The organism is Enterococcus sp. DIV0170 (assembly GCF_051710765.1).
Taxonomy (GTDB): Bacteria; Bacillota; Bacilli; order Lactobacillales; family Enterococcaceae; genus Enterococcus_A; species Enterococcus_A raffinosus.
In genome coordinates, this window is sequence record NZ_JBIOLG010000001.1 from 3,127,876 (window position 1) to 3,147,656 (window position 19,781).

The following is a 19,781-nucleotide window of genomic DNA, read 5'->3' on the forward strand; positions in this document are numbered from 1 at the left end:
TTCACAAAAACAAACCAAGCAAGATGACGAGCCAAAGGACCAGCAGGAAAGCACCTCGCCATTTAGATAAATTTCCCCACCAAGCTTGCGGATCAATTCCTAAAAAGGGTTTGACTTCTTCTGCCTGATAAAAGGGATCCTCAAAGGGTTCGTCAAAGAGTTTTCCAATCAATAGATGCCGACCATTTGTCGGTTCAGACGCACAGGTACTTAATAAAACAATCCGATCGTCTTCCGTGACCTTCATCGAACGCGTTTGACTGGCCTGTTCCAGCAAATACGACAAATAAGATTCACGAGCCGCACTCTCCTGAATCCCTGGATTATACAGCTGCCAGTCATAGGCATCCCCCTTAATGAAGGCAAAAAATTCAATCCCATAATTTTTTTCATCATAATAAAGATTGCCGTATTGGTGCTGATTGAAGTATTCTTTTTCAATGAATTTATCCAAACCGCCGAACATCGCTTCTTTATCCATGTGATGACCATAAATAATACTATTGAAGTCAGAAAAATCTGAGGCGTTTTCACTAGATAAAAAAATACTCCCCGCCAGCGAATACTTTCCTAGGACACTTGTATTCACATATTTCTGATCATTATCAGCCTGCGTTACGGGATAATCAATTTTTGTTCCGTAGACTGTCAGCCAGGCAATCACCTCGTCATTGATTTCCTTCAATTCCTGAAAGGATAGCGTATCATCTGCTTCAGGTTTGTATTGTTGCAAATTGGAGGACTGCGCACTTGATAACAACTGATTCGTATCCCACATTCCGTAAATCCCATACGCACATAGCAGCAATAAAAGAATCACTGCTATGCGATCAATCAAGTTACTAAAACAACGGACCAAACGAACGCTAAAAGAAAGTGTTTTTTTCGTTGGTTCTTTTGGCGCTGACATCTTACTGTGCTCTTCTTCGCTTACTTACTGTCAAAAATACGATTCCGACACCAGCAACAAGGACCATGACGATGAATGGGAAATTATCGGTAAGAACCCCTGTGATACTAGGATCTTTGTATTCATTGGTTACAACCGTCGTATTTTTTATTGGCGTTTGGGCTGTCACGTCTTCAGCGTCCACAAGCAGATCGCTAATGCCGCCTACCTCAACTGTGAATTTCAAGTCATCATCAGGTGTGCCATCCGTTGCTACTCCATTTGTACCTCGTCCAGTAACCACTGCTGAAGGGGTATATCCCTTAGCGATTGTTTCGACTACGTTGTAGGTAGAACCGACAGGCAGATTATCAAAGCTGATTTTTTCTCCGTGCTTTAATTTAACATCAATTTCAAAAATTCTTGTTGATTCATCATAGATAATAGGACTGTCTGGATCAGAACCTGAGGGTGTCGTATACGTTAACTCAAAATCCTTTTTAGTTGTTTCTGGCAATGTCACAGTAATTTTAAAATCGAACGCTTTTGTTCGATCCCCAGCGTTTCCTGCAACTCGTTTTTCTACTTCAAGTTCTGTCTCATCCCAAAATTCATTGACGAATCGGAATTCACTGCCGCCATCTAGCGTTACACTACCCGGTGTCGGATCTACTTTGTAGCCACCAGGCGTTCCGTCATCTTTTTTAACTTGATAAACAGTGATTCCTTTAACTACAGGATTTCCATCATCACCATTTTCAACGTAGACACGTACAGTGTAAAGCGCTTCTGAATAATGACTGATCACCTTCGATTTGGTATCAGGCGTTACCTCGACTACTTCATAAACAAAAGTGCCCGCATGAGGAAAATTGAGCGCTTTAATATCTGCCAATAAGTTGGTCGTTGACCTTACAAAGTTATCGTTCGTCGTCCCTTTATCTGGACTGCCAAAATTTATTGCAGGAATCGACCATGCTGGCTGATTGACAATTTCACTGGCATCTATAATCCCATCTTCATCCTCAGTTCCTAATGGTGTGGCAGTAAATTCAAATGACAGATCTGGTACAAGCACACCTTCTGGTATTTTTAATTCCTTCGTCAAAACCGCTTCATCTTCATATAATGTGTCATCTGCTCTGACTTCTGTGGGATTAATCATTCCTATCCCAATAATTGCACTCAATGCTGCTAAACCAATTAAAAAAACATGTAATAAATTTCTCTTTTTCATCCTCTTTCCTCCTCAAAAATATTTATCTATTTAGTTTCAATTTCCATTTAGGTTGAAAACTTAAATACTTCTTCGTCTCAATATCGTGATCACCTTACCAAGCGTATCCTTAGTCTTGATTGGCCCATATACACGGCTGTCTATTGCCGCTTCTCGTTTATCGCCTAAGACAAATACCTCCCCTGCTCCGATTTTTACTGGATAATCGATTCCCTCTGTATAAGGAAGGGTTTCCTCATAAATCTGATGCTCCACTTGTAAATGATTGTTAATCTCTAGTCCCTCTTCGGTTATGTCTACTGTGTCACCTTCAATTGCAACCACTCGCCGAAGCTGCAGGTCGTTCTCGTATTCTAAAGCGATCACATCTGAAGCGACATAGTTTTTATTTAGCCGATAATATAAAGCGACATCTCCAGATTTTACCGCCGGCACCATTGAATCATCTGGATAGCGGGTGATGCCATAGACAAAATGGACGACAAAATACGCCAGGGTCAACAAAACCGCTAGCTTTGTAACAAGAGAAAATAACTCCTGCTTAAAAAAGTCTGAAGAGGCCCTATTACGCTTTTTGGGTTGTTCGTTTACTTTTTGAGCTTTTTTCATTTTTCTTACCTGATTCTTTTCTTAAAAATCATCACACATACTGCCGTAATAACAGTTTAGAATAACGAAAGTTCAATTATAAATTTTATTAAAGTTCAAATAATAGTTTTAATAATAAGTGATATTTATTAGCAAACAATTGCTTTTCAATTATAAATTAACATATATACATATTTAACTCAACTGAAATATTAATCGTTTTTTCATTAAACCAGTTATTTAATCACTGTGTTTTTTTATTAGAAATGAAAAAAACTGATTAAAACACACATAAACAATACTCGGTTTTCGTAAAACGCTTATAAAATCGCGTTTTTCTATTTCATTTTATTTGAATTACATACAAAAACCAACATTATTATAAAGTCGATTATATATAACAATTAAAAACAAACCTCCTAACATAGCGGCTATTCATTTATTAGCAGATTTTTCTTTAAAAAAACAAAAAAGAGCAGATTTCTCTGCTCCATTCGTGGGATTGCTCCGCAAGTTCTATTCTTTTTCTACTGGATACTTCACTGCATTTTTCTTCAACTTCTCACTGATGATCTCATCAATATCAAAATCCAAATTATCTGCCATCATATAAGAATAAATCAGCACATCCGCCAACTCTTCCTTCAAGCGTTCAGTCTGCGTGCGAGCTTCTTCGGATTCTTTCCATTGGAAAAGCTCCAATAGCTCCGCCGCTTCCAAGCAAATCGATAGGGCTAAATCTTTTTCATTGTGAAAAGGACGCCAGTTTCGTTCATCGCGAAATTGATTGATTTTCTCCATACTATTCATACATCAGCCTTCTTTCGCTACTATTCTACCATAGATACTAGCTGACGTTTTTCCTCAAGCTCGTTGATCGTCTCCTGGATCCAACGGGTACTCTGCCGCGTCAAAAAAGGATCGATCACAACGACGGGATACTCCTCCGGCAGTCCTTGAGCAGAGCCTGTAGTAATCAGACAATCGTATTTTTTCAATTCCTGTTGCAGCTGCGGTGTGCCGCCAGACAACTTTTCGAAATGATAAATCATAAAATTCCCATAGATTTTGTCCGAAATCTGTTTGGCTAAAAAGCTTTCCTCTGTTGGTGTCAGTTCAGACAGCAATAAGACTTTCAACAACGGCTCTTGACTAGCCAGCCATTCCATTCCTCTTTCTTCTGTCGTGATCAGCAAGTAGACATAATTTCGGATGAAATCTTCCTCTTGATACATCTGATACTTATGAACAAATTGCTCCACCAATGTCCTCACCTTTTCTACCCCTCGGCAATACATCTTGGAAACCTCTGTAAGAAAGATGGTGCGATTCCGCCAAAGTAAACATAAGTATTGGCCATCAGGATCATACAGATAAAAATCATTGGATAAAACTGTAGCCAAATCAATGCAATTTTGTTTGGTTAGACGATGCCCCAGCAGCTCATTATAGGCTTCTACCAGCTCATAATGCCGATGAAACAATTGTTGGTATTTTTCATTATCTTTCATTGCTAATTCCCGATGTTTCCAACTGAATACGATAGAATCGGAGAAAAGCAGCCATAAGCCATCTCGTGTCATCTCTGGGGTCAATGTCAGATCCGCCCCTTCTCTAACTGACTGCCGCAATTCTTTGTAAGGCAACTCCATGGGTAACGCCAGTCCTTCAATTCTAAGCTCCTCTTTAGGGTAGTCATGACCGTTTTTGATCCGCCAAATACTAATATAGAAATTGTAAATCAAGCGTTTTTGAAAAACATATTTTTCGTGGATCTGATTGATGCGGACAAATTCTTGCACATAGCGTTCAATAATATGGTAGTGTTTCGGCGGCAGCTTAGGCAGCGGACTTTCAAAAGCTACCTGCCGCTCACTATAAAAGCGGTAATAGAAATTACGAATCTCTCCCTCGTTCCCCTCTAAGCGTAGTGGTCGGTAACATAATTCCATGCCTGCCTGAGTAAACATTTGTTCAAGCTTTTTTAAATAGCGCTGCGTATTGGAGGTGCTGAGATACAATTTTTTCGCCAAGATCGTAATACTGTCGCACTCTTCGTATAAAAGCTCTTCGATGATCTGAAATTCCGGACTAGTATTGAGTATATTGGCATATAAATTCCCTAAGTTCACCTTTTTGTCTACCATTAAGCGATAAAGACCTTGCGTCTTCGTAATTTGAAAGCTTGGATATTCTTCATTAATCAATTCAATATCATTCAATAAAATCGGCAACGAACAATTCAGTTCACTCAACAGTTGGTTGCTCGACCAACCATCCCGATGATAATAAAGTCGCTCTACTAATGCCAGCCGCCGCTTGTTGCTTGTCCCCAAAAGTGTACGAAAATCCATGATCATTCTCCTCTCAAAAAGAATGCCTTCCCTAAAAGTTACAAAATCCGGTTCCCCTAAAAGCCCTATCACCAACAACTACCACCGAGCCTATTTTCTTATCAACCTTCACCTAATTGTATGAAATAAATACTCATTCCTTGTATAATTTCTATTTTGTTAACAAATAATAATATGAAAACACAATTATGGCAATTTTTGGTCAAAAATATTCAAAATAGCAGAATTAGACAAACGATTTTTCTAGATTAAGAAAAAAAGTACGCCCTACGATCAGAACAACAAACACCGTTCTTCATTCCTAAATCGACAAATAAATAAGCCCAGTAATCGTTTGATAGAAACGATCACTGAGCCTCTTTCATCTAGCGAAATGAAAAAGATTAATCCACTATTGAAAGATAGTATGTTTGCCAAAATTCCTCGGTAACGACTTTTTCGCCATCTTCTATTACGAATTCACCCGATTCTGGTTCGACAATCCGATCATCTGGTACATGGTACAAACGTCGCTGCCCCTTGATAGAGAAAGGTTTGATGCAACGGACATCTTCAAAGACCCACGCATATGAATCCTCAGCTAATTTTTTTACATCGACAAGATCAACAATGCATACCGCGTGCCCGGAGATGCAGCCAGGTGTTTTAATCGCCGTCGAACATATTAATAACGGTCCGCGATGATGGGTGCTCCACGACCGATATTCTTCAGTTTTTTTGCCGGAAAGAATCTCCATGACCGGCTCAGGGTGAATTGAGATAGCTTTCAAATCATTCGCCTCGCTTTTACTTATTTACTATTATCTTATCACTTTATCATAAAATTGATAAAAATAGTTAATCGTTTTCATTACCTAGTTGAAGCCTTTCAAAAATCGGCAGCCAGGAGGATTCAAAGACTACGACCAACGTGTTGATTGCCTGATTTTCTCTTCGATTAGCCACTTCATAAAGGACCCGAGCGGCTTCTGTCTTAGGATAGCCATAAATTCCCGCACTTAAAACGGGAACAGCTATGGTATGAAGCTCGTGGGAATGAACCAGCCGATATACGGACTCATAGGCAGAGTAAAGCAATCGTTCTTCCTCGTGCTCGCCATCAATATAGCGTGGACCAACTGCATGAATCACGTAGGTAGCAGGTAAATGAAAGGCTTCCGTAATTACCGCCGAACCAGTCGGAGTGCCGCCGATTTTCGCCATCGCCTGCTTCAATTTTGGTCCGGCCGCTCGATTTAGCGCCCCATCAACACCGCCGCCCGGAATCAAGGCTGCATTTGCGGCATTGACGATCGCATCTACAGGCCGTTCTAAACGAGAGATATCACCAAGTTTTACTTCGATCATTCTTTTTCGCTCCTTCTTCTTTTGATTTATTATATCAAGAAGTGAGAATCAATCAGAAGCTTCGCGATTTTATTGGTCAGTGAAGGCGAAAAAAGAGAACGAATTTGGAATCCGTCTCTCTTTTCTTTTAAACCATTAAAATAGCTCTTGATGTTCCTCTTCAAAAGTATCCAAAATCTCCCGCACCTCTGCAGTAGACTTTGTATTCATCAAGCTTACACGCAAGTCATTTGCGCCTGGGAAGCCTTTGACATAAATCTTAAAGAAACGGTGCAACCCAACGATGGAGCGAGGAACCTGCTCCGAAAACTGATCCTGCAGATCAAGCTGCAGTCGTAATAAGTCGATCATCTCTTTCGGTGTGTGCTCCTTTGGTTCTTTTTCAAAGGCATAGGGATTCTTGAAGATTCCGCGGCCGATCATCAAGCCGTCTACTCCGTACTTTTCCGCAAGCGCCAGGCCCATCTGACGATCCAAAATATCTCCATTGATTGTAATCAAGGTTTGAGGGGCAATTTCATCTCGCATTTTAACGATCTGAGGAATCAATTCCCAATGAGCGTCAACCTTACTCATTTCTTTTCTTGTTCGCATATGGACCGAAAGATTGGCAATGTCCTGTCTCAATAAGTGACTGATCCAGCTTTCCATCTCGGCCGTATCTGTAAAACCAAGCCGTGTCTTAACACTCACAGGCAATCCGCCTGCTTTCGCTGCCGCAATCAATTCAGCGGCTACATCTGGACGTAGAATCAGCCCACTCCCTTTGCCTCGCTCCGCAACGTTGGGAACGGGACAGCCCATGTTCAGATCGATCCCTTTAAATCCCATCTCCGCCAAGGCAATACTCATTTCACGGAAAAAAGCGGGTTTGTCTCCCCAGATATGCGCCACCATCGGCTGCTCATCCTCCGTAAAAGCCAACCGACCGCGAACACTCTCGATGCCATCTGGATGACAAAAGCTATCGGAATTTGTAAACTCCGTAAAGAAAACATCTGGTGCCCCCGCCGCTTTAACGACATGACGAAACACTACATCCGTTACATCTTCCATTGGTGCCAAAATAAAAAAGGGCTTTGGCAGCTCTGCCCAAAAATTCGTTGTCATTATGTATATTTCCTCCTACCGCACTTAAGTAAATGTCCGCACGATTTTCAAAACAACGTTATTATACTAAGGTTTGATGGAAGAAGCAAAAAGCGCGTTTTCTCTCGTCCCACTCCTATTAAAAAAGAACAAAATTTGACTAGTGATCATTTATCTAACTGTCTTTGTCTTTATAAATAATAGCGCTTAGTATATTGTGTTTTGATATTAAAATGTATTTTATCCAAAAATTTAATTTATAGCCAAAAAAAATTAAAAAGAATAAAAAAATACTTTGAATATTTTTGATAATGTATGATTGCGGCGCTAACAAAATAATAAGACGAATACGTGAATAGATGCTTATTAACCGTTGTGAATACAACTGGGAATTTACGAATAGGAGTGAAAAATTATGACGAGAGTATTAATCATAACAAAAAATTTATTGGCGGAGCAAAGCCTACAGGCCATTTTACAACGATCAAATGACGAGGTCTATTGTTCCAGTGATTTGATGTTGGATGCACAGCTTTCTCCCCAGATCATCAAGTATTTCTCTTTGGTCATCTTTAGTGATACCATTTCTACTTTAGAAGTTTCAAAGTATTATTCTGCATTTAAGAAAAACGGCTTAGCTCTATTAAGAAAGGGCAGGAAAAATGACCTGAAGAATTCCGAATGCTCCTACTTGATTGATGAGATCGATGATTGGATCGATCCAGAAACCACGGATATCGAGGTCATTGAAAAAATTGCTAAATGGACGAGCAGTCAAACAAAATCAAGCCCTCTTGATAGCGAGGGAGTAGTCCCCCATGCCGAAAAAAATTCTGAGCTATTCTTCTTCAGCCTTTCAGCCAATGAGAAGAAATTCTTGCATTATCTCTATCAGTATCAAAAAACTGGAGAAACGTTGTCTCGTGAGAAATTATGCTATTTAATTTGGGAAAAGGATGCGACCAAATCAAACCTATGCCAGCTATCTAATTTAACCAATCGAATCAAAAAGAAATTAGCCGCCTATCATTTTCCCGAGGGCGAATTGATTACCTCATGGAACAAAGGCTACTTTTTAGGGGATCTATTGTTCAATGAGGTGCAGGAATATATGAATTAACAAATTTTGGGGGAAGTTCGCCAACAAGGCCCTTCTTGCAAAAACAATAGAGGGATACTTATTTTATATTAAGATTTTTCTTAGGTTTAACAATATAAGGAGACATTCAATTGATAGACAACTTTATAGAAAAAGATATCCTACGCAGAGTCAAAATTACTTACGTGCTATACGAATGCAGACAAATCAAAATTGGGGAGCTTGCGGCCAATATGAATACCAGCTTCAACACGATCAAAAAGGACTGTCAAAAAATCGCTGCACGGCTGGAGGAGGACATAGCTTCCTATTCTATCACTCGCTCACAACTATCCTTTCATTTTAAACAGGGCGTCACCTGTTACGATTTAGTTCGTAAAATGTACTCGGACTCCCTTTTTTTGAAGGTATGCTACCGTTGTCTATTAGGCAATAACAACTATACCTCCATAGCCGAAGAAGAGTTTATCTCGGTCACAAAGGTGTTCAATCTAAAGAAAAAGGCTGAAATTTTTTTTAGACAAGGATTAGGCAGCACGCCCGAAGGAAAAATAGCTTTTGAAAATGAGCTTAAGGTACGGTATATCTATTTAACTCTGTGGATGCGAGGGATCGGGGTGGAGGATCTGAAGAAAAATCCGCTATTTGCTAAGTCTGAACAAATCGCCCATGATTTAGGCGATTTACTGAAAAATCATCTCAGCAGCAAGAGCCTTCATTACTTACGCTATGCGGTCTTTTTAAGCATCACGAAAAAAAGTCGTCTTCCGATCGATGGTGAAACGATCAAATTTTTGAAAACGGGGATTCTTTTTAACAGCATCAAAACTTGCTTTTCGCAGCACGAAATAACGCTCGATGATGAGAACATCGCGTTCATCTCTTTTATCTATAAAAACTTGCCTTACAATCCAGAAAGTTACCGCTTGATTGAAATAGACTATCAATATTACCGCAATCGGTTAATTAATAGCCACCCCTCCGTTGTTCAGCTGATTCGACAGTTTGAAGCCGCCTTTGAAATGAATCTGCTGGGAGAAATTGAATTCGAAAAGCCCTTAATGGATCTTGTGTACACGACCTCATTAGGCATCAACGAATTTCTGCTCAATCAATATTATTTTATAAACTGTGAGGATCGCGGGATAAAAGAAAAAATAAGTCAGATCGTATTTACCTGGATAAAAGAGAATTTTTCAGAGCAACTCATGATGTCTGAATCGATCATCCTGCAATTCTGCCACCTCGTCATGCCTATCCTGAAAAAAGGCGCGAAAAAGAAACTCCCCATCATCATCGTTGCGAAAGACGAATACTCGCACATGCTATTTCGGAATAATATCAGCAAGATCATTTCTGAGAACTATTTTTTTATCAATGATGAAATCTATTATTCCATCGAGGATATTCCGGAATTATTTTTCAATATCCCCTGCTTTATCGTCTGCGAACGCTGTTTATTGAATCAAGAGCAGGACTTCATTCTACCAATCTCCATTAACCATTTAACCAGCGATTTAAAAGATATTTCAAATTATATCTTCACCTGTGTTTTGACAAAACAATAATGAAAGCATCGATGATTCATCCTGAGGGAACATAGAACGAAATATTTTTTCAAGAGATTTTGCATTTTTTTATGCGGAATCTCTTTTTTTAGCAAAAAAATTATAATTATTCATCTTACTTAATAAGAAAGAGAGATTTGAAAAAATCCAATAAACAACAAAATAATTTCTTCCATCCGTTTAGAAAAAAATACAATAATCATCCCAAAAATGATGAACAAATCCGAAAAACCAAAAAATATGAACTTGCATTATTTACTCAATTTTTAAATAAAAATAATAGAAAAAAAGTATCACTTCTCCCTATTTACAACCTTATTTCAAACAGTTAACATGATAAATATAACAAAAATGAAAGCGATTTCTAAAAAGATTTTCGCAAAGTGTGGAGGGAAACGACAATGGACGTAGCAAAGCTTGGACAAAGACAATTATTTGGAATGAAGAAGGAGAACCTCTTTAAACGTGTGCTTCGATCCTTCGAGCAAAATCAACAGGCCGCGGAGGTAGTCGAATATCTAGTAGCGATCCTTGTTCGCCACTCGCTTTGTATCAGCGACTTCTCACTTCAGCCACTAAAGGAATTGATCCATGAACTCTTCTTAACCGCAACTCCAAATGACACGCTGCGCCAACATTGTGTCTACTTTCAGCACTTATTTTCTGACGAAGAATGGCAAACCGTCACCCAACGCTTATTCTCCAGCAAAGAAGAATACCAAGCATCTACCAAAGAAGCTTGTTCCTATAAAAAACTATTGGAGAAAAAAAGTCGCGAACACTCACAAGAATCCGACTTTCAATTCGATCTTATCTCCGTTTTTAAAGATGCCGCTGGCAAAAAACATACCTGGACATTGCGGGATACAAAACCCATTACCTCTCCAGAAGAAACCGCCGAAGTATTGAGCATTTTAACCACCTTAACGATTTTCCAAACCTCCGGCGTCCGCCGCTTTGCCGAATACGTAAAATTCAAAAGCAAAAAAAGCTGTCTCGATGCAGAGCACGAAGCCATACCAGCAAATGCTGAGGAACCTGTTCAAGAAACAACCAATAAACAAGAAACGCCTCGTAAGAAAAACACCCAGCAAGAATTATCGACAGCAAAAAACACCACAGCTACTGGCAAGGTCACTCAACAAAAAAATCAGCCTGCTGCAGCGAAATCGAAGACAGAACCACCCACTAAGTCGCCAACAGCCAAATCAAAGAACGCTGCTGGCAAATCCAATCTGTCCAAAACAGAAAGACCACCAGCGAAAAACGCCGCCGCAAACCAAGAGAACTCAGATGCTTCCGACAAGAACGAAGATCAAATCCAACAACGGCGAAACGAACGAAGGGCAAAAAATAGAATTGAAAAGTTTCTTAAAAGGAAGAAGAAAAAGTGATGGGGCTGTAGAGAAGAAGGCTAATTGAATAAGCTTCTTTGGCGTGGAAAGTATCGGATTTGACTCAATGGCACTATTTACAAAAAAGCACTTATTTGGATTTCCAAATAAGCGCAACTTGATTTACTAATAAATTAATTATTCACAGTAACTTCTGAGGTATCCATAAATTTAGAAGAGACAACCTTGTAAGTGACCGGAAAGCCATTGGAGCGGTCTTCCTCTTCTAACTGACCCTCACTATTTATGCGAAACATTGTAATAGTGTCCACTTGCAACTCACTATGCTTCACTCGGACATACGCATAGCCATCATGATTTTCAACAGATAATTTGTATGGAAAAGAATGTCTTCCCATAGTAAACTGCTTATCCAAAACAGCACTGACCCATTCTTTGAATTGCTCAGAGGTTAAATTCTTTGTATTGATGTTTGTGTCAGTCGTGCTTTCAGAAGAACTCGCGGAAGAATTTTCCTCTGGACTAAAAGACCAAGTAATCGTATGCCCATTTAGCTCCGTTTCCCAAGAATCAAATGAAATAAGTCCATTAGTTATAGCATACGGAATATTTCGGTCCTCAATGATTATCTTATTATCAGTTAGCTTATACGTAGTATCATAGTCAGGTCTGTAGGTGCCCGCTAACTCAACATGGACTGTCGTATCATTTGTAAAACTAAAAACTACTCCACCATCATGCATCAAATTTTGCGGCGCTTTATTTTCTTCCATCGCCTGATTGGCATCTTCACCATCATATAATGCAGGAACCATGAAAAATCGTTTCCCCATTAACTGCTTTTGTGCTGTCTTTATGGTGTTTGATTCATCAGACGATGATTCTTTTATATCAGTATTCTGTTTATCCAAACTAGAAATATTGTCCGTTGCAGAACTACTACTAGATTCTTTTACAATGCTACTGGTTTGTTTCGTGGATTCTGCTGTAGTATCCGTATTCGCCTTTTGACAAGCACCTAGTAAAAGCACACTCATAAATAAACAACCCGCCATCACTTTTTTCTTCATCTGACACCCCTATAATCCATTTTTCGTTATATCTAATTGTATAACATATTCCCTCATTTAATCATTACCAATCATCCCCTTCAGTTTTATTGATTTTGAATAAAAGGGGCTTTAATTAAGGTCTAAAAAAGACACCTTCCAAAATGGAAAGTGTCTGAAATGTCGATATATAAAATATATTAACGTTTTGAGAATTGAGAAGCTTTACGTGCTTTCTTAAGACCTGGTTTTTTACGTTCAACCATACGTGCGTCACGAGTAAGTAAGCCAGCACGTTTAAGAGCTAAACGGAAATCCTTATATATCAACGTTTACAATGGTTTTCTCACCATCTTTTATACTTTAGAATACAGTCTTAAATTCTTCAATTTACCTCAAATTTTCAAAATCCAGACCCAAAAATAAAATGGATTTTAGCCACATATATCAAGGGATTAGATAACATTTCAAAAATAAAATAGACCCAATTTATTAAAGTATGAAAAAAATTTCTATGTTCGTGAGTAAAATGAAAACCCCTTAATTTTAGGCTTTTTTATTTTTACCTCTAAACCAAGTTTTCTGCCATTAGCTCTGCTTGTGTAATCACTAAATCAATGGTTTCTAAATCTGTCTTAAATTTATTTTTTCTCAAAAAACGTTTGATTTTAACTCTCATTCGGGCTTTCTCAGAACTACGTTTTGTCCAATCAATTGTCATATTTTCTTCAATAGTTTTAGCGATACCTACTGCAATATCTTTTAGAACTTGTTCATCTTCATCCGAATTTTTAGAGATAACATCATAAAAGGCTTTTTCTTCGACTGTCAAGCCTAATTCTTCGCCTTCTTCTTTCATTGTTTTCATGTCTTTTGCCAATTCAATTAACTCACGAATGGCAATTTCAGAAGTAATTCCTCTAGTATTGTATTTATTTATGGATTTTTTCAATAGTTCAGAGTATTTTTCTGCTTGGACAACATTCGTTTTTTGAATAGACTTAATTTTTCCCGCTAATAAATTTTCAAGTAGTTGTAAAGCAAGATTCTTCTGTGGCATTTCTTTAATTTCTTCTAAAAACTTGTCAGACAAAATAGACAATTCAGCTTTTTCTAATCCTAGAGAATCGTAAATATCCACAATATCTTCCGTTACAACGGACTTAGAAATTAATTGCTTTAGTTCTTCATCGATTTGTTGAGGAGATTTTACTCCATCTACAAAGTTTAATTTAATTAAATATACTTTTACAGCTTTAAAAAAGGCAATTTCAGCATTGTATTGTTGGACTTCTTCTTCTGTCACACACAAAGCATACGCTCGAGTGATTTCCGTTACTAAATCTTTAAATCTCTTAACATCTTCAACATCATCTAATCCTAAAATATAGTTTGCAGCATTTGTAATAACTTGTAATTTTTTCGTATAATCTGTTGAATTAAAATCAGAATAATCGAACTTATCTAGAATCGTATTGGTAATCAAGTCATATTTTTCTTTGACTAAACTCACGGCAACTTGGGTATCAATCCCTGCTTGTTTTTGGTCATTTGGTGTATACTCTTGTAGAGCATTTTTCAAATTCGGTGCAATCCCAATGTAATCTACAATCAATCCGCCTGTTTTGTCTTTAAATACGCGATTTACACGAGCGATTGCTTGCATTAAATTATGTCCTTGCATTGGTTTATCAATATACATCGTGTTCATAGACGGAACATCAAAACCTGTCAACCACATATCTCGAACAATGACAATTTGAAGTTCATCAGAATCATCTTTCATTCGCTTCGCTAATTTATCACGTCTTGTCTTACTCCCAATAAAAGGTTGCCAATAATCTGGGTCACTACTTGAACCTGTCATTACAATCTTAATTTTCCCTTTATCATCGTCATCAGAATGCCAATCAGGACGAAGTTTAATTATTTCTTGGTATAAATCAATCGCAATTCTTCTTGACATTGTAACAATCATTGATTTACCGAAAGAAGCTTCTTGTCTTGTTTCAAAGTGTTTCACAAAATCTTGAGCTAATTTTTCTAATCGAGGTTGTGAACCTGTGATAGCTTCTATTCGACTCCATTTTGCTTTCGTTTTTGAAGCGACATCTTCTTCTTGACCTTCCACAATGTCTTCTACTGAATCGTCTATATCTAATCCATCAGGAAGTGATACAGGGATGATTCGGCTTTCATAATAGATTTTTACTGTAGCTCCATCTTCTACCGCTTGGGTCATATCGTATACGTCTATATAATCCCCAAACACAGCTTTTGTAGACTTGTCTGCACTAGAAATAGGTGTTCCTGTAAAACCAATGTAGGAAGCGTTAGGTAACGCATCTCGTAAGTATTTAGCATACCCGTATTTGATTGAGCCATCTTTATCATTCACATCCGCACTAAATCCATATTGAGAACGATGAGCTTCATCTGCCATTACAATAACGTTTCGTCTATCAGTTAATATATACATTTGATTGCCTTCTTTAGGTGCAAACTTTTGCATGGTACTAAAAACGATGCCACCTGCATTGACAGACAATAACTCTTTTAACTCATCCCCATCATTGGCTTGTTTTGGTGTTTGCCGTAATAAATCACTTGATTGACTAAACGTTAAAAACAATTGGTCATCTAAATCATTTCTATCAGTTAAAACTACAACAGTCGGATTGTTTAATTCTTGCACCAATTTCCCAGTATAAAAAACCATTGATAGACTTTTACCTGAGCCTTGGGTGTGCCAAACAACCCCAATTTTATTATCTCCTTCAGTGCTAACCGCACGTTTTGCTTCTTCTACTGCACGATTCACTGCATGATATTGATGATAAGCCGCTAAAATCTTAATCGTTTTATCCCCATCAGTTTTAAATAAGATAAAATGATGCAGTAAATCAAGTAGTACTTCTGGATTGCACATTCCTTTTATCAACACTTCTAATTGACTACTAGCTGTTCCAGGTTCCACTTTCCCATCAATTGTTCGCCAAACCATGAAACGTTCTTCATTACTTGATAAAGTCCCCACTTTTGCTTGCACTCCATCACTAGCAACCATAAATTCATTAAACGTTAACAGCGAAGGAATTTCTTGTTTATATGTCTGTAATTGGTTATAAGCGTCTGAAATACCCACGGCTTCATCCGTAGCATTCTTCAATTCAAACAGCACAATAGGCAATCCATTGATAAATAGAATAATATCCGTTCTTTTGCGTTGATTATCCTCTTCTACAATAAATTGATTGACAGCTAAAAAGTCATTGTTTCTAGGTTCATTAAAATCAAATAATAAAATACGTTTTGTAACATTGCGATTGCCTTCTCGTGTAGGAATTTCAATACCATCTGTAATGTATCTATGGAAAGTCTGATTATTGACTGCCATATCGGGATGTTTATGGACAGTAATTGTCTTAATGGCTTCATCAATTACTGCCATTGATACATCAGGATTAATTGTTACAAGAGCTTCTTTCAAACGGTCTATCAAAACAACTTCTTTGTAGTCTTTCCGTTTAGACATCCCACTATCTTCTAATTCTTTGGCAGAAACAGAAGTGTATCCCACTTCTTCTAACCAGCGTAAAGCAACTAATTCTAGTTCATTTTCGTTAAAACTGTATTCTTCAGCCAAAAATTACGCCTCCTCATCTTCTGGTAGTTCTATTTCACCTGATAGTAATTTGGGGAGTAAGGAATCTCGTAGATTTGAAAGTTCTAAATTTTCAATACCTTTTTCAGTTACCATATCAATCGTAGGACCTAAAACTTTGCCAAACTTCTCTAACATATCGATTGACGGAATAAGAACTTTAGCCTCATTTAAATGCTGTCTCTTAATATGCCCCATAGTTGTAGCCTTATCTTTTGCAATGCCTATAAATTTATTCATGTAAAACTTTGTCCATAGATAATAATACCATTTAGGAAATTTATTTGAAGTGACCTTAAATAGATGCTGATTTAATCCAGCGTCTCCTCCCGTCCAAATTTTAACTAATAAAGTTCCTGACCAAGAAAAAACAACATCACCATTCTCAATTTTAACTTCGTCACTGATGTCAATACTACATCTATCACTATTGGAATCAGTAAAACCTTGATTTAACTCTTTTATTTTAAGAACTGGTAAAGATTCTTCATCCTCATCTGGTCTAAATTTCTGCATTGCAAGTCCATTTTTATAATTAGCAATATCTGATAAACTAGTTGCTTCCCATCCTTCAGGAATTTTACCTAATTCACTATCAACCATCTTTCCACCACTGGATTTATATGGATTTTCATTTTCATCAGGAAATTCAAAATCAACAAACCATTGTTTAAACAATGTGGATGCTAGTTCTTCAAGATTAGAAATAATTTGATTATTTAATTCTATTTTATGTTGAAAATAAAATAGAATATCACCAATTTTCTCTTGTTTGTTATAAGAAGGAACTTCAAATTCTAAATTCATTATTGCATTTTTGTCTCCACGTGGCATCTTTGTTCCCTTAGAAGAAAGCACCATCTGATTAAAAAAACTATCTTGAAAAAGTAACGCGTACAAAAATCCATTACTTACGCCCTCTTTTGCTCTAAAATTCAATACATCAGCTGAATGTCCCCCATCCTTATTAGCAAACCAAATTTTTTTAAAATAAGGTCGAATATTTGATATAAGAATATCTCCATTTTTATAAGCATTGACTTTTTTTATTTGAGGTAATTTATCCGCAATACAAATTCCTGCTTTATTAGGTAATATGTTCTCTGTCGAAACATAATTACTCTCATCAACTTTATCAATCTCAATTTTTTCAGTACTGTAAAAAGCTAATTCTGAAAGTTTATATTTCATACCCAATCCCTCCAAGTGCTTTTCGGATATCTTCTTCTAATTGATGAGATTGGATAAATTGTTCTGATAACAACGTAGTTAATCGTTCCATCTTTTCTTCAAACGGCTCAGAATCTTCTATTTTCTCTTCTAACCCTACATAACGACCAGGAGTTAAAATATAATCTTGTGCCTTAACTGTATCTAATGAAGCTGATGAACAAAATCCTGCTATATCAACATATTCTTTGGCACTTGTCCCCTTCCAATCATGATAAGCATCTGCTATTTTTTTAATGTCATTTCTACTAAAAGTTTTTGTTGTCCTATCAGCCATGTAACCTTCGTTTCTGACATCAATGAAAAGAATCTCTCCTTGATGATTGCGTTCATTTTTTTTAGCTTTAGATTTTGTGACAAACCATAAACATGCGGGAATTGGAGTGTTATAAAACATTTGACTTGGTAAAGTCACGATACATTCCACTAAATCATTCTCGATTAGATTTTTACGAATTTCATATTCACTTTTTGTTGATGTAGACATACTTCCATTAGCTAATACAAAGCCTGCCGTTCCTTCTGGTGCCAATTTAGATATAATGTGTTGAATCCAAGCATAATTTGCATTATTTTTTGGTGGCAGGCCATATTTCCAACGAGAATCTTCTAATAGCTTTTCTTGCCCCCAGTCACTGATATTGAAGGGGGGATTAGCTAAAATGTAATCTGCTCTTAATCCTTTGTGAAGGTCATTTTGGAATGTATCAGCATTATGTGTGCCAATATTTCCGTCAATTCCTCTAATTGCAAGATTCATTTTACATAATTGCCATGTAGTTGGATTAAATTCTTGCCCATAAACAGAAATATCTCCAATTTTCCCCTGATGATTTTCTACAAATTTTTCTGATTGAACAAACATCCCCCCTGCTCCACAACATGGGTCATAAATACGTCCTGAATATGGCTCTAACATTTCAACCAACAAAGTAACTACTGGATTTGGGGTGTAAAATTCACCACCGCTTTTACCTTCAGCACCGGCAAACTTTCCAAGAAAATATTCATATGTTCTTCCTAAAGTGTCAGTTTTGCGGTTTTCTGAATCCCCTACTTTAATATTAGTAATTAAATCAACCGTTTCTCCTAAACGAGTTTTATCCAATTGAGGTCTTGAATAGTTTTTAGGTAATACATTTTTCAAAGATGGATTCTCTTTTTCTATAGCAATCATCGCTTCATCAATTGTTTCACCAATTTTTGGTTTTTTGGCATCACGATTGATTTTTTCCCATCTTGCTTCAGCAGGTACCCAAAAAATATTATCAGCCAAATATTCATCTTTATCTTCCGGATCCGCATACTCATCTTTGGTTAGCTCTTCATACTTTTCTTCAAAACTGTCTGAAACATATTTTAAAAATATTAATCCTAAAACAACATTTTTATACTCTGAAGCATCCATACTTCCTCTTAGTTTATCTGCAGCTGCCCACAGTTTATCTTCAATTTTAAGTTCTGCTGAGACCATTATTTACTTCCTCCTAATCATTGTCATACTTTACTATTATAACAGCTTTTAAGCATTTTTAGGACAGCAAAAAAACCCATTCAAAATAGAGTGGGTTTATCCGTTTGAAATTTTTGAGACATATGATAATGCAAAGCAATTGCTCTAGAATTCTCCTCTGTGTAAACTGAAAAATCATAGTTTTCCTTTAGCTCGTCCATCAATGCTTGTAATTTCTCATTATACTGTTTTGGATAATAATTCTTTTTCCTCAAATGATGGAAATCTTTTTCGATTTCTACGTAAGTACGTTTTGTATTCATTTTTAATGCATCATCCTTATTTAACTTAATCAATTATATCTATAAATACCAATAAATCAACTTTATTAACTTGTCCTCTTATCAAAAATACGCAATAGCTTCAATATCATTTGAATTAGTTTCTATAATAATTAGTTCACTTCCGTCATTTTCTAAAGTTTTTTCAACAATCGTTTGAACATTTTCTCTGAATATTTGGTTGCCTACATAATCATTCGGCAATGAATCTAACGCTAGTAAAGAGAAGATAGCTTGTTGATAACTCAAATTTGATTTAATAATTGTTACTCTGTCCTTCATGTTATTGACCTCCGTATCTTTTATAGGTCCAGAAGACTACCATCCTTTAAAACTATAGTCAATATGTGCTATGTAAAATTATCTGCGTATTTCCAATAAAATCTACTTAAAAATCGAACTACTTAAAAGCCTGTATTATTAAGGGTTTTATGATTGTTGACAAAATTAATAAATTATTGAAATATCAATGTTTCGAGGCACTATTTCCCAAAAAACACCTCTCACACCACACAAAG

At 37.0% G+C, this 19,781-nt stretch carries 17 protein-coding genes and 1 pseudogene; 3 read left to right on the forward strand and 15 right to left on the reverse strand.

All coding sequences use genetic code 11. The features are described 5' to 3' along the window. Window position 1: 1 nt before the first annotated feature. The 8 genes from srtB to IGI50_RS15170 all read right to left on the reverse strand — a co-directional run bounded on the left by srtB (window position 2) and on the right by IGI50_RS15170 (window position 7,525). Complete coding sequence (srtB, locus tag IGI50_RS15135) at window positions 2–910, reverse strand: class B sortase (protein ID WP_438777523.1); 909 nt, start codon at window positions 908–910, stop codon at window positions 2–4. Between the two features lies 1 nt (window position 911). Further along, on the reverse strand, window positions 912–2,126 hold the full coding sequence (locus tag IGI50_RS15140; protein WP_438777524.1) for a DUF7601 domain-containing protein: 1,215 nt from the start codon (window positions 2,124–2,126) through the stop codon (window positions 912–914). Window positions 2,127–2,186: 60 nt separating this feature from the next. Next, window positions 2,187–2,735, reverse strand: a complete 549-nt coding sequence (gene lepB / locus IGI50_RS15145; RefSeq protein ID WP_218256220.1) for a signal peptidase I — start codon at window positions 2,733–2,735, stop codon at window positions 2,187–2,189. A gap of 495 nt (window positions 2,736–3,230) precedes the next feature. Then, the gene (locus tag IGI50_RS15150; protein WP_218256221.1) at window positions 3,231–3,524 is read right to left on the reverse strand and encodes a nucleotide pyrophosphohydrolase; all 294 of its coding nucleotides are present in this window, start codon (window positions 3,522–3,524) and stop codon (window positions 3,231–3,233) included. Window positions 3,525–3,544: 20 nt separating this feature from the next. Beyond that, window positions 3,545–5,068 (reverse strand): helix-turn-helix domain-containing protein, encoded by a 1,524-nt coding sequence (locus tag IGI50_RS15155; protein ID WP_218256222.1) that lies wholly within the window; start codon window positions 5,066–5,068, stop codon window positions 3,545–3,547. 383 nt (window positions 5,069–5,451) lie between these two features. Further along, window positions 5,452–5,838 carry an ASCH domain-containing protein gene (locus tag IGI50_RS15160; RefSeq protein ID WP_438777525.1) on the reverse strand — a complete coding sequence of 129 codons (387 nt, stop codon included), beginning with the start codon at window positions 5,836–5,838 and terminating at the stop codon, window positions 5,452–5,454. A gap of 67 nt (window positions 5,839–5,905) precedes the next feature. Continuing rightward, the gene (locus IGI50_RS15165) at window positions 5,906–6,415 is read right to left on the reverse strand and encodes a macro domain-containing protein (protein ID WP_438777526.1); all 510 of its coding nucleotides are present in this window, start codon (window positions 6,413–6,415) and stop codon (window positions 5,906–5,908) included. Between the two features lie 135 nt (window positions 6,416–6,550). After that, window positions 6,551–7,525, reverse strand: a complete 975-nt coding sequence (locus tag IGI50_RS15170) for a tRNA dihydrouridine synthase (protein WP_438777527.1) — start codon at window positions 7,523–7,525, stop codon at window positions 6,551–6,553. A 394-nt stretch (window positions 7,526–7,919) separates the two neighbouring features. Here IGI50_RS15170 and IGI50_RS15175 point away from each other — a divergent pair, with 394 nt between their 5' ends. The 3 genes from IGI50_RS15175 (at window position 7,920) to IGI50_RS15185 (ending at window position 11,565) form a co-directional block, all read left to right on the forward strand. Beyond that, on the forward strand, window positions 7,920–8,624 hold the full coding sequence (locus IGI50_RS15175) for a helix-turn-helix domain-containing protein (protein ID WP_222226147.1): 705 nt from the start codon (window positions 7,920–7,922) through the stop codon (window positions 8,622–8,624). Window positions 8,625–8,734: 110 nt separating this feature from the next. Beyond that, a complete protein-coding gene (locus IGI50_RS15180; protein WP_438777528.1) occupies window positions 8,735–10,171 on the forward strand; it encodes a helix-turn-helix domain-containing protein in 1,437 nt (478 codons plus the stop codon). A 401-nt stretch (window positions 10,172–10,572) separates the two neighbouring features. Then, the gene (locus tag IGI50_RS15185; protein WP_438777529.1) at window positions 10,573–11,565 is read left to right on the forward strand and encodes a hypothetical protein; all 993 of its coding nucleotides are present in this window, start codon (window positions 10,573–10,575) and stop codon (window positions 11,563–11,565) included. Window positions 11,566–11,699: 134 nt separating this feature from the next. On the opposite strand, the gene IGI50_RS15190 is transcribed toward IGI50_RS15185, so the two are convergent. The 7 genes and pseudogenes from IGI50_RS15190 to IGI50_RS15220 all read right to left on the reverse strand — a co-directional run bounded on the left by IGI50_RS15190 (window position 11,700) and on the right by IGI50_RS15220 (window position 19,545). After that, window positions 11,700–12,596 carry a hypothetical protein gene (locus tag IGI50_RS15190; RefSeq protein WP_438777530.1) on the reverse strand — a complete coding sequence of 299 codons (897 nt, stop codon included), beginning with the start codon at window positions 12,594–12,596 and terminating at the stop codon, window positions 11,700–11,702. A 179-nt stretch (window positions 12,597–12,775) separates the two neighbouring features. Next, window positions 12,776–12,892 (reverse strand): annotated as a pseudogene (rpsI, locus tag IGI50_RS15195) (30S ribosomal protein S9); the annotation flags it as partial. Between the two features lie 251 nt (window positions 12,893–13,143). Beyond that, on the reverse strand, window positions 13,144–16,221 hold the full coding sequence (locus IGI50_RS15200; RefSeq protein ID WP_438777531.1) for a type I restriction endonuclease subunit R: 3,078 nt from the start codon (window positions 16,219–16,221) through the stop codon (window positions 13,144–13,146). A gap of 3 nt (window positions 16,222–16,224) precedes the next feature. Then, window positions 16,225–17,430 (reverse strand): restriction endonuclease subunit S, encoded by a 1,206-nt coding sequence (locus IGI50_RS15205; RefSeq protein ID WP_061053470.1) that lies wholly within the window; start codon window positions 17,428–17,430, stop codon window positions 16,225–16,227. Beyond that, complete coding sequence (locus IGI50_RS15210; RefSeq protein WP_061053471.1) at window positions 17,420–18,943, reverse strand: type I restriction-modification system subunit M; 1,524 nt, start codon at window positions 18,941–18,943, stop codon at window positions 17,420–17,422. The genes IGI50_RS15205 and IGI50_RS15210 overlap by 11 nt, the downstream gene beginning before the upstream one ends. Before the next feature lie 80 nt (window positions 18,944–19,023). After that, complete coding sequence (locus IGI50_RS15215) at window positions 19,024–19,245, reverse strand: hypothetical protein (RefSeq protein WP_061053472.1); 222 nt, start codon at window positions 19,243–19,245, stop codon at window positions 19,024–19,026. Window positions 19,246–19,326: 81 nt separating this feature from the next. Further along, window positions 19,327–19,545, reverse strand: a complete 219-nt coding sequence (locus IGI50_RS15220) for a hypothetical protein (RefSeq protein ID WP_061053473.1) — start codon at window positions 19,543–19,545, stop codon at window positions 19,327–19,329. Between the last annotated feature and the right edge of the window lie 236 nt (window positions 19,546–19,781).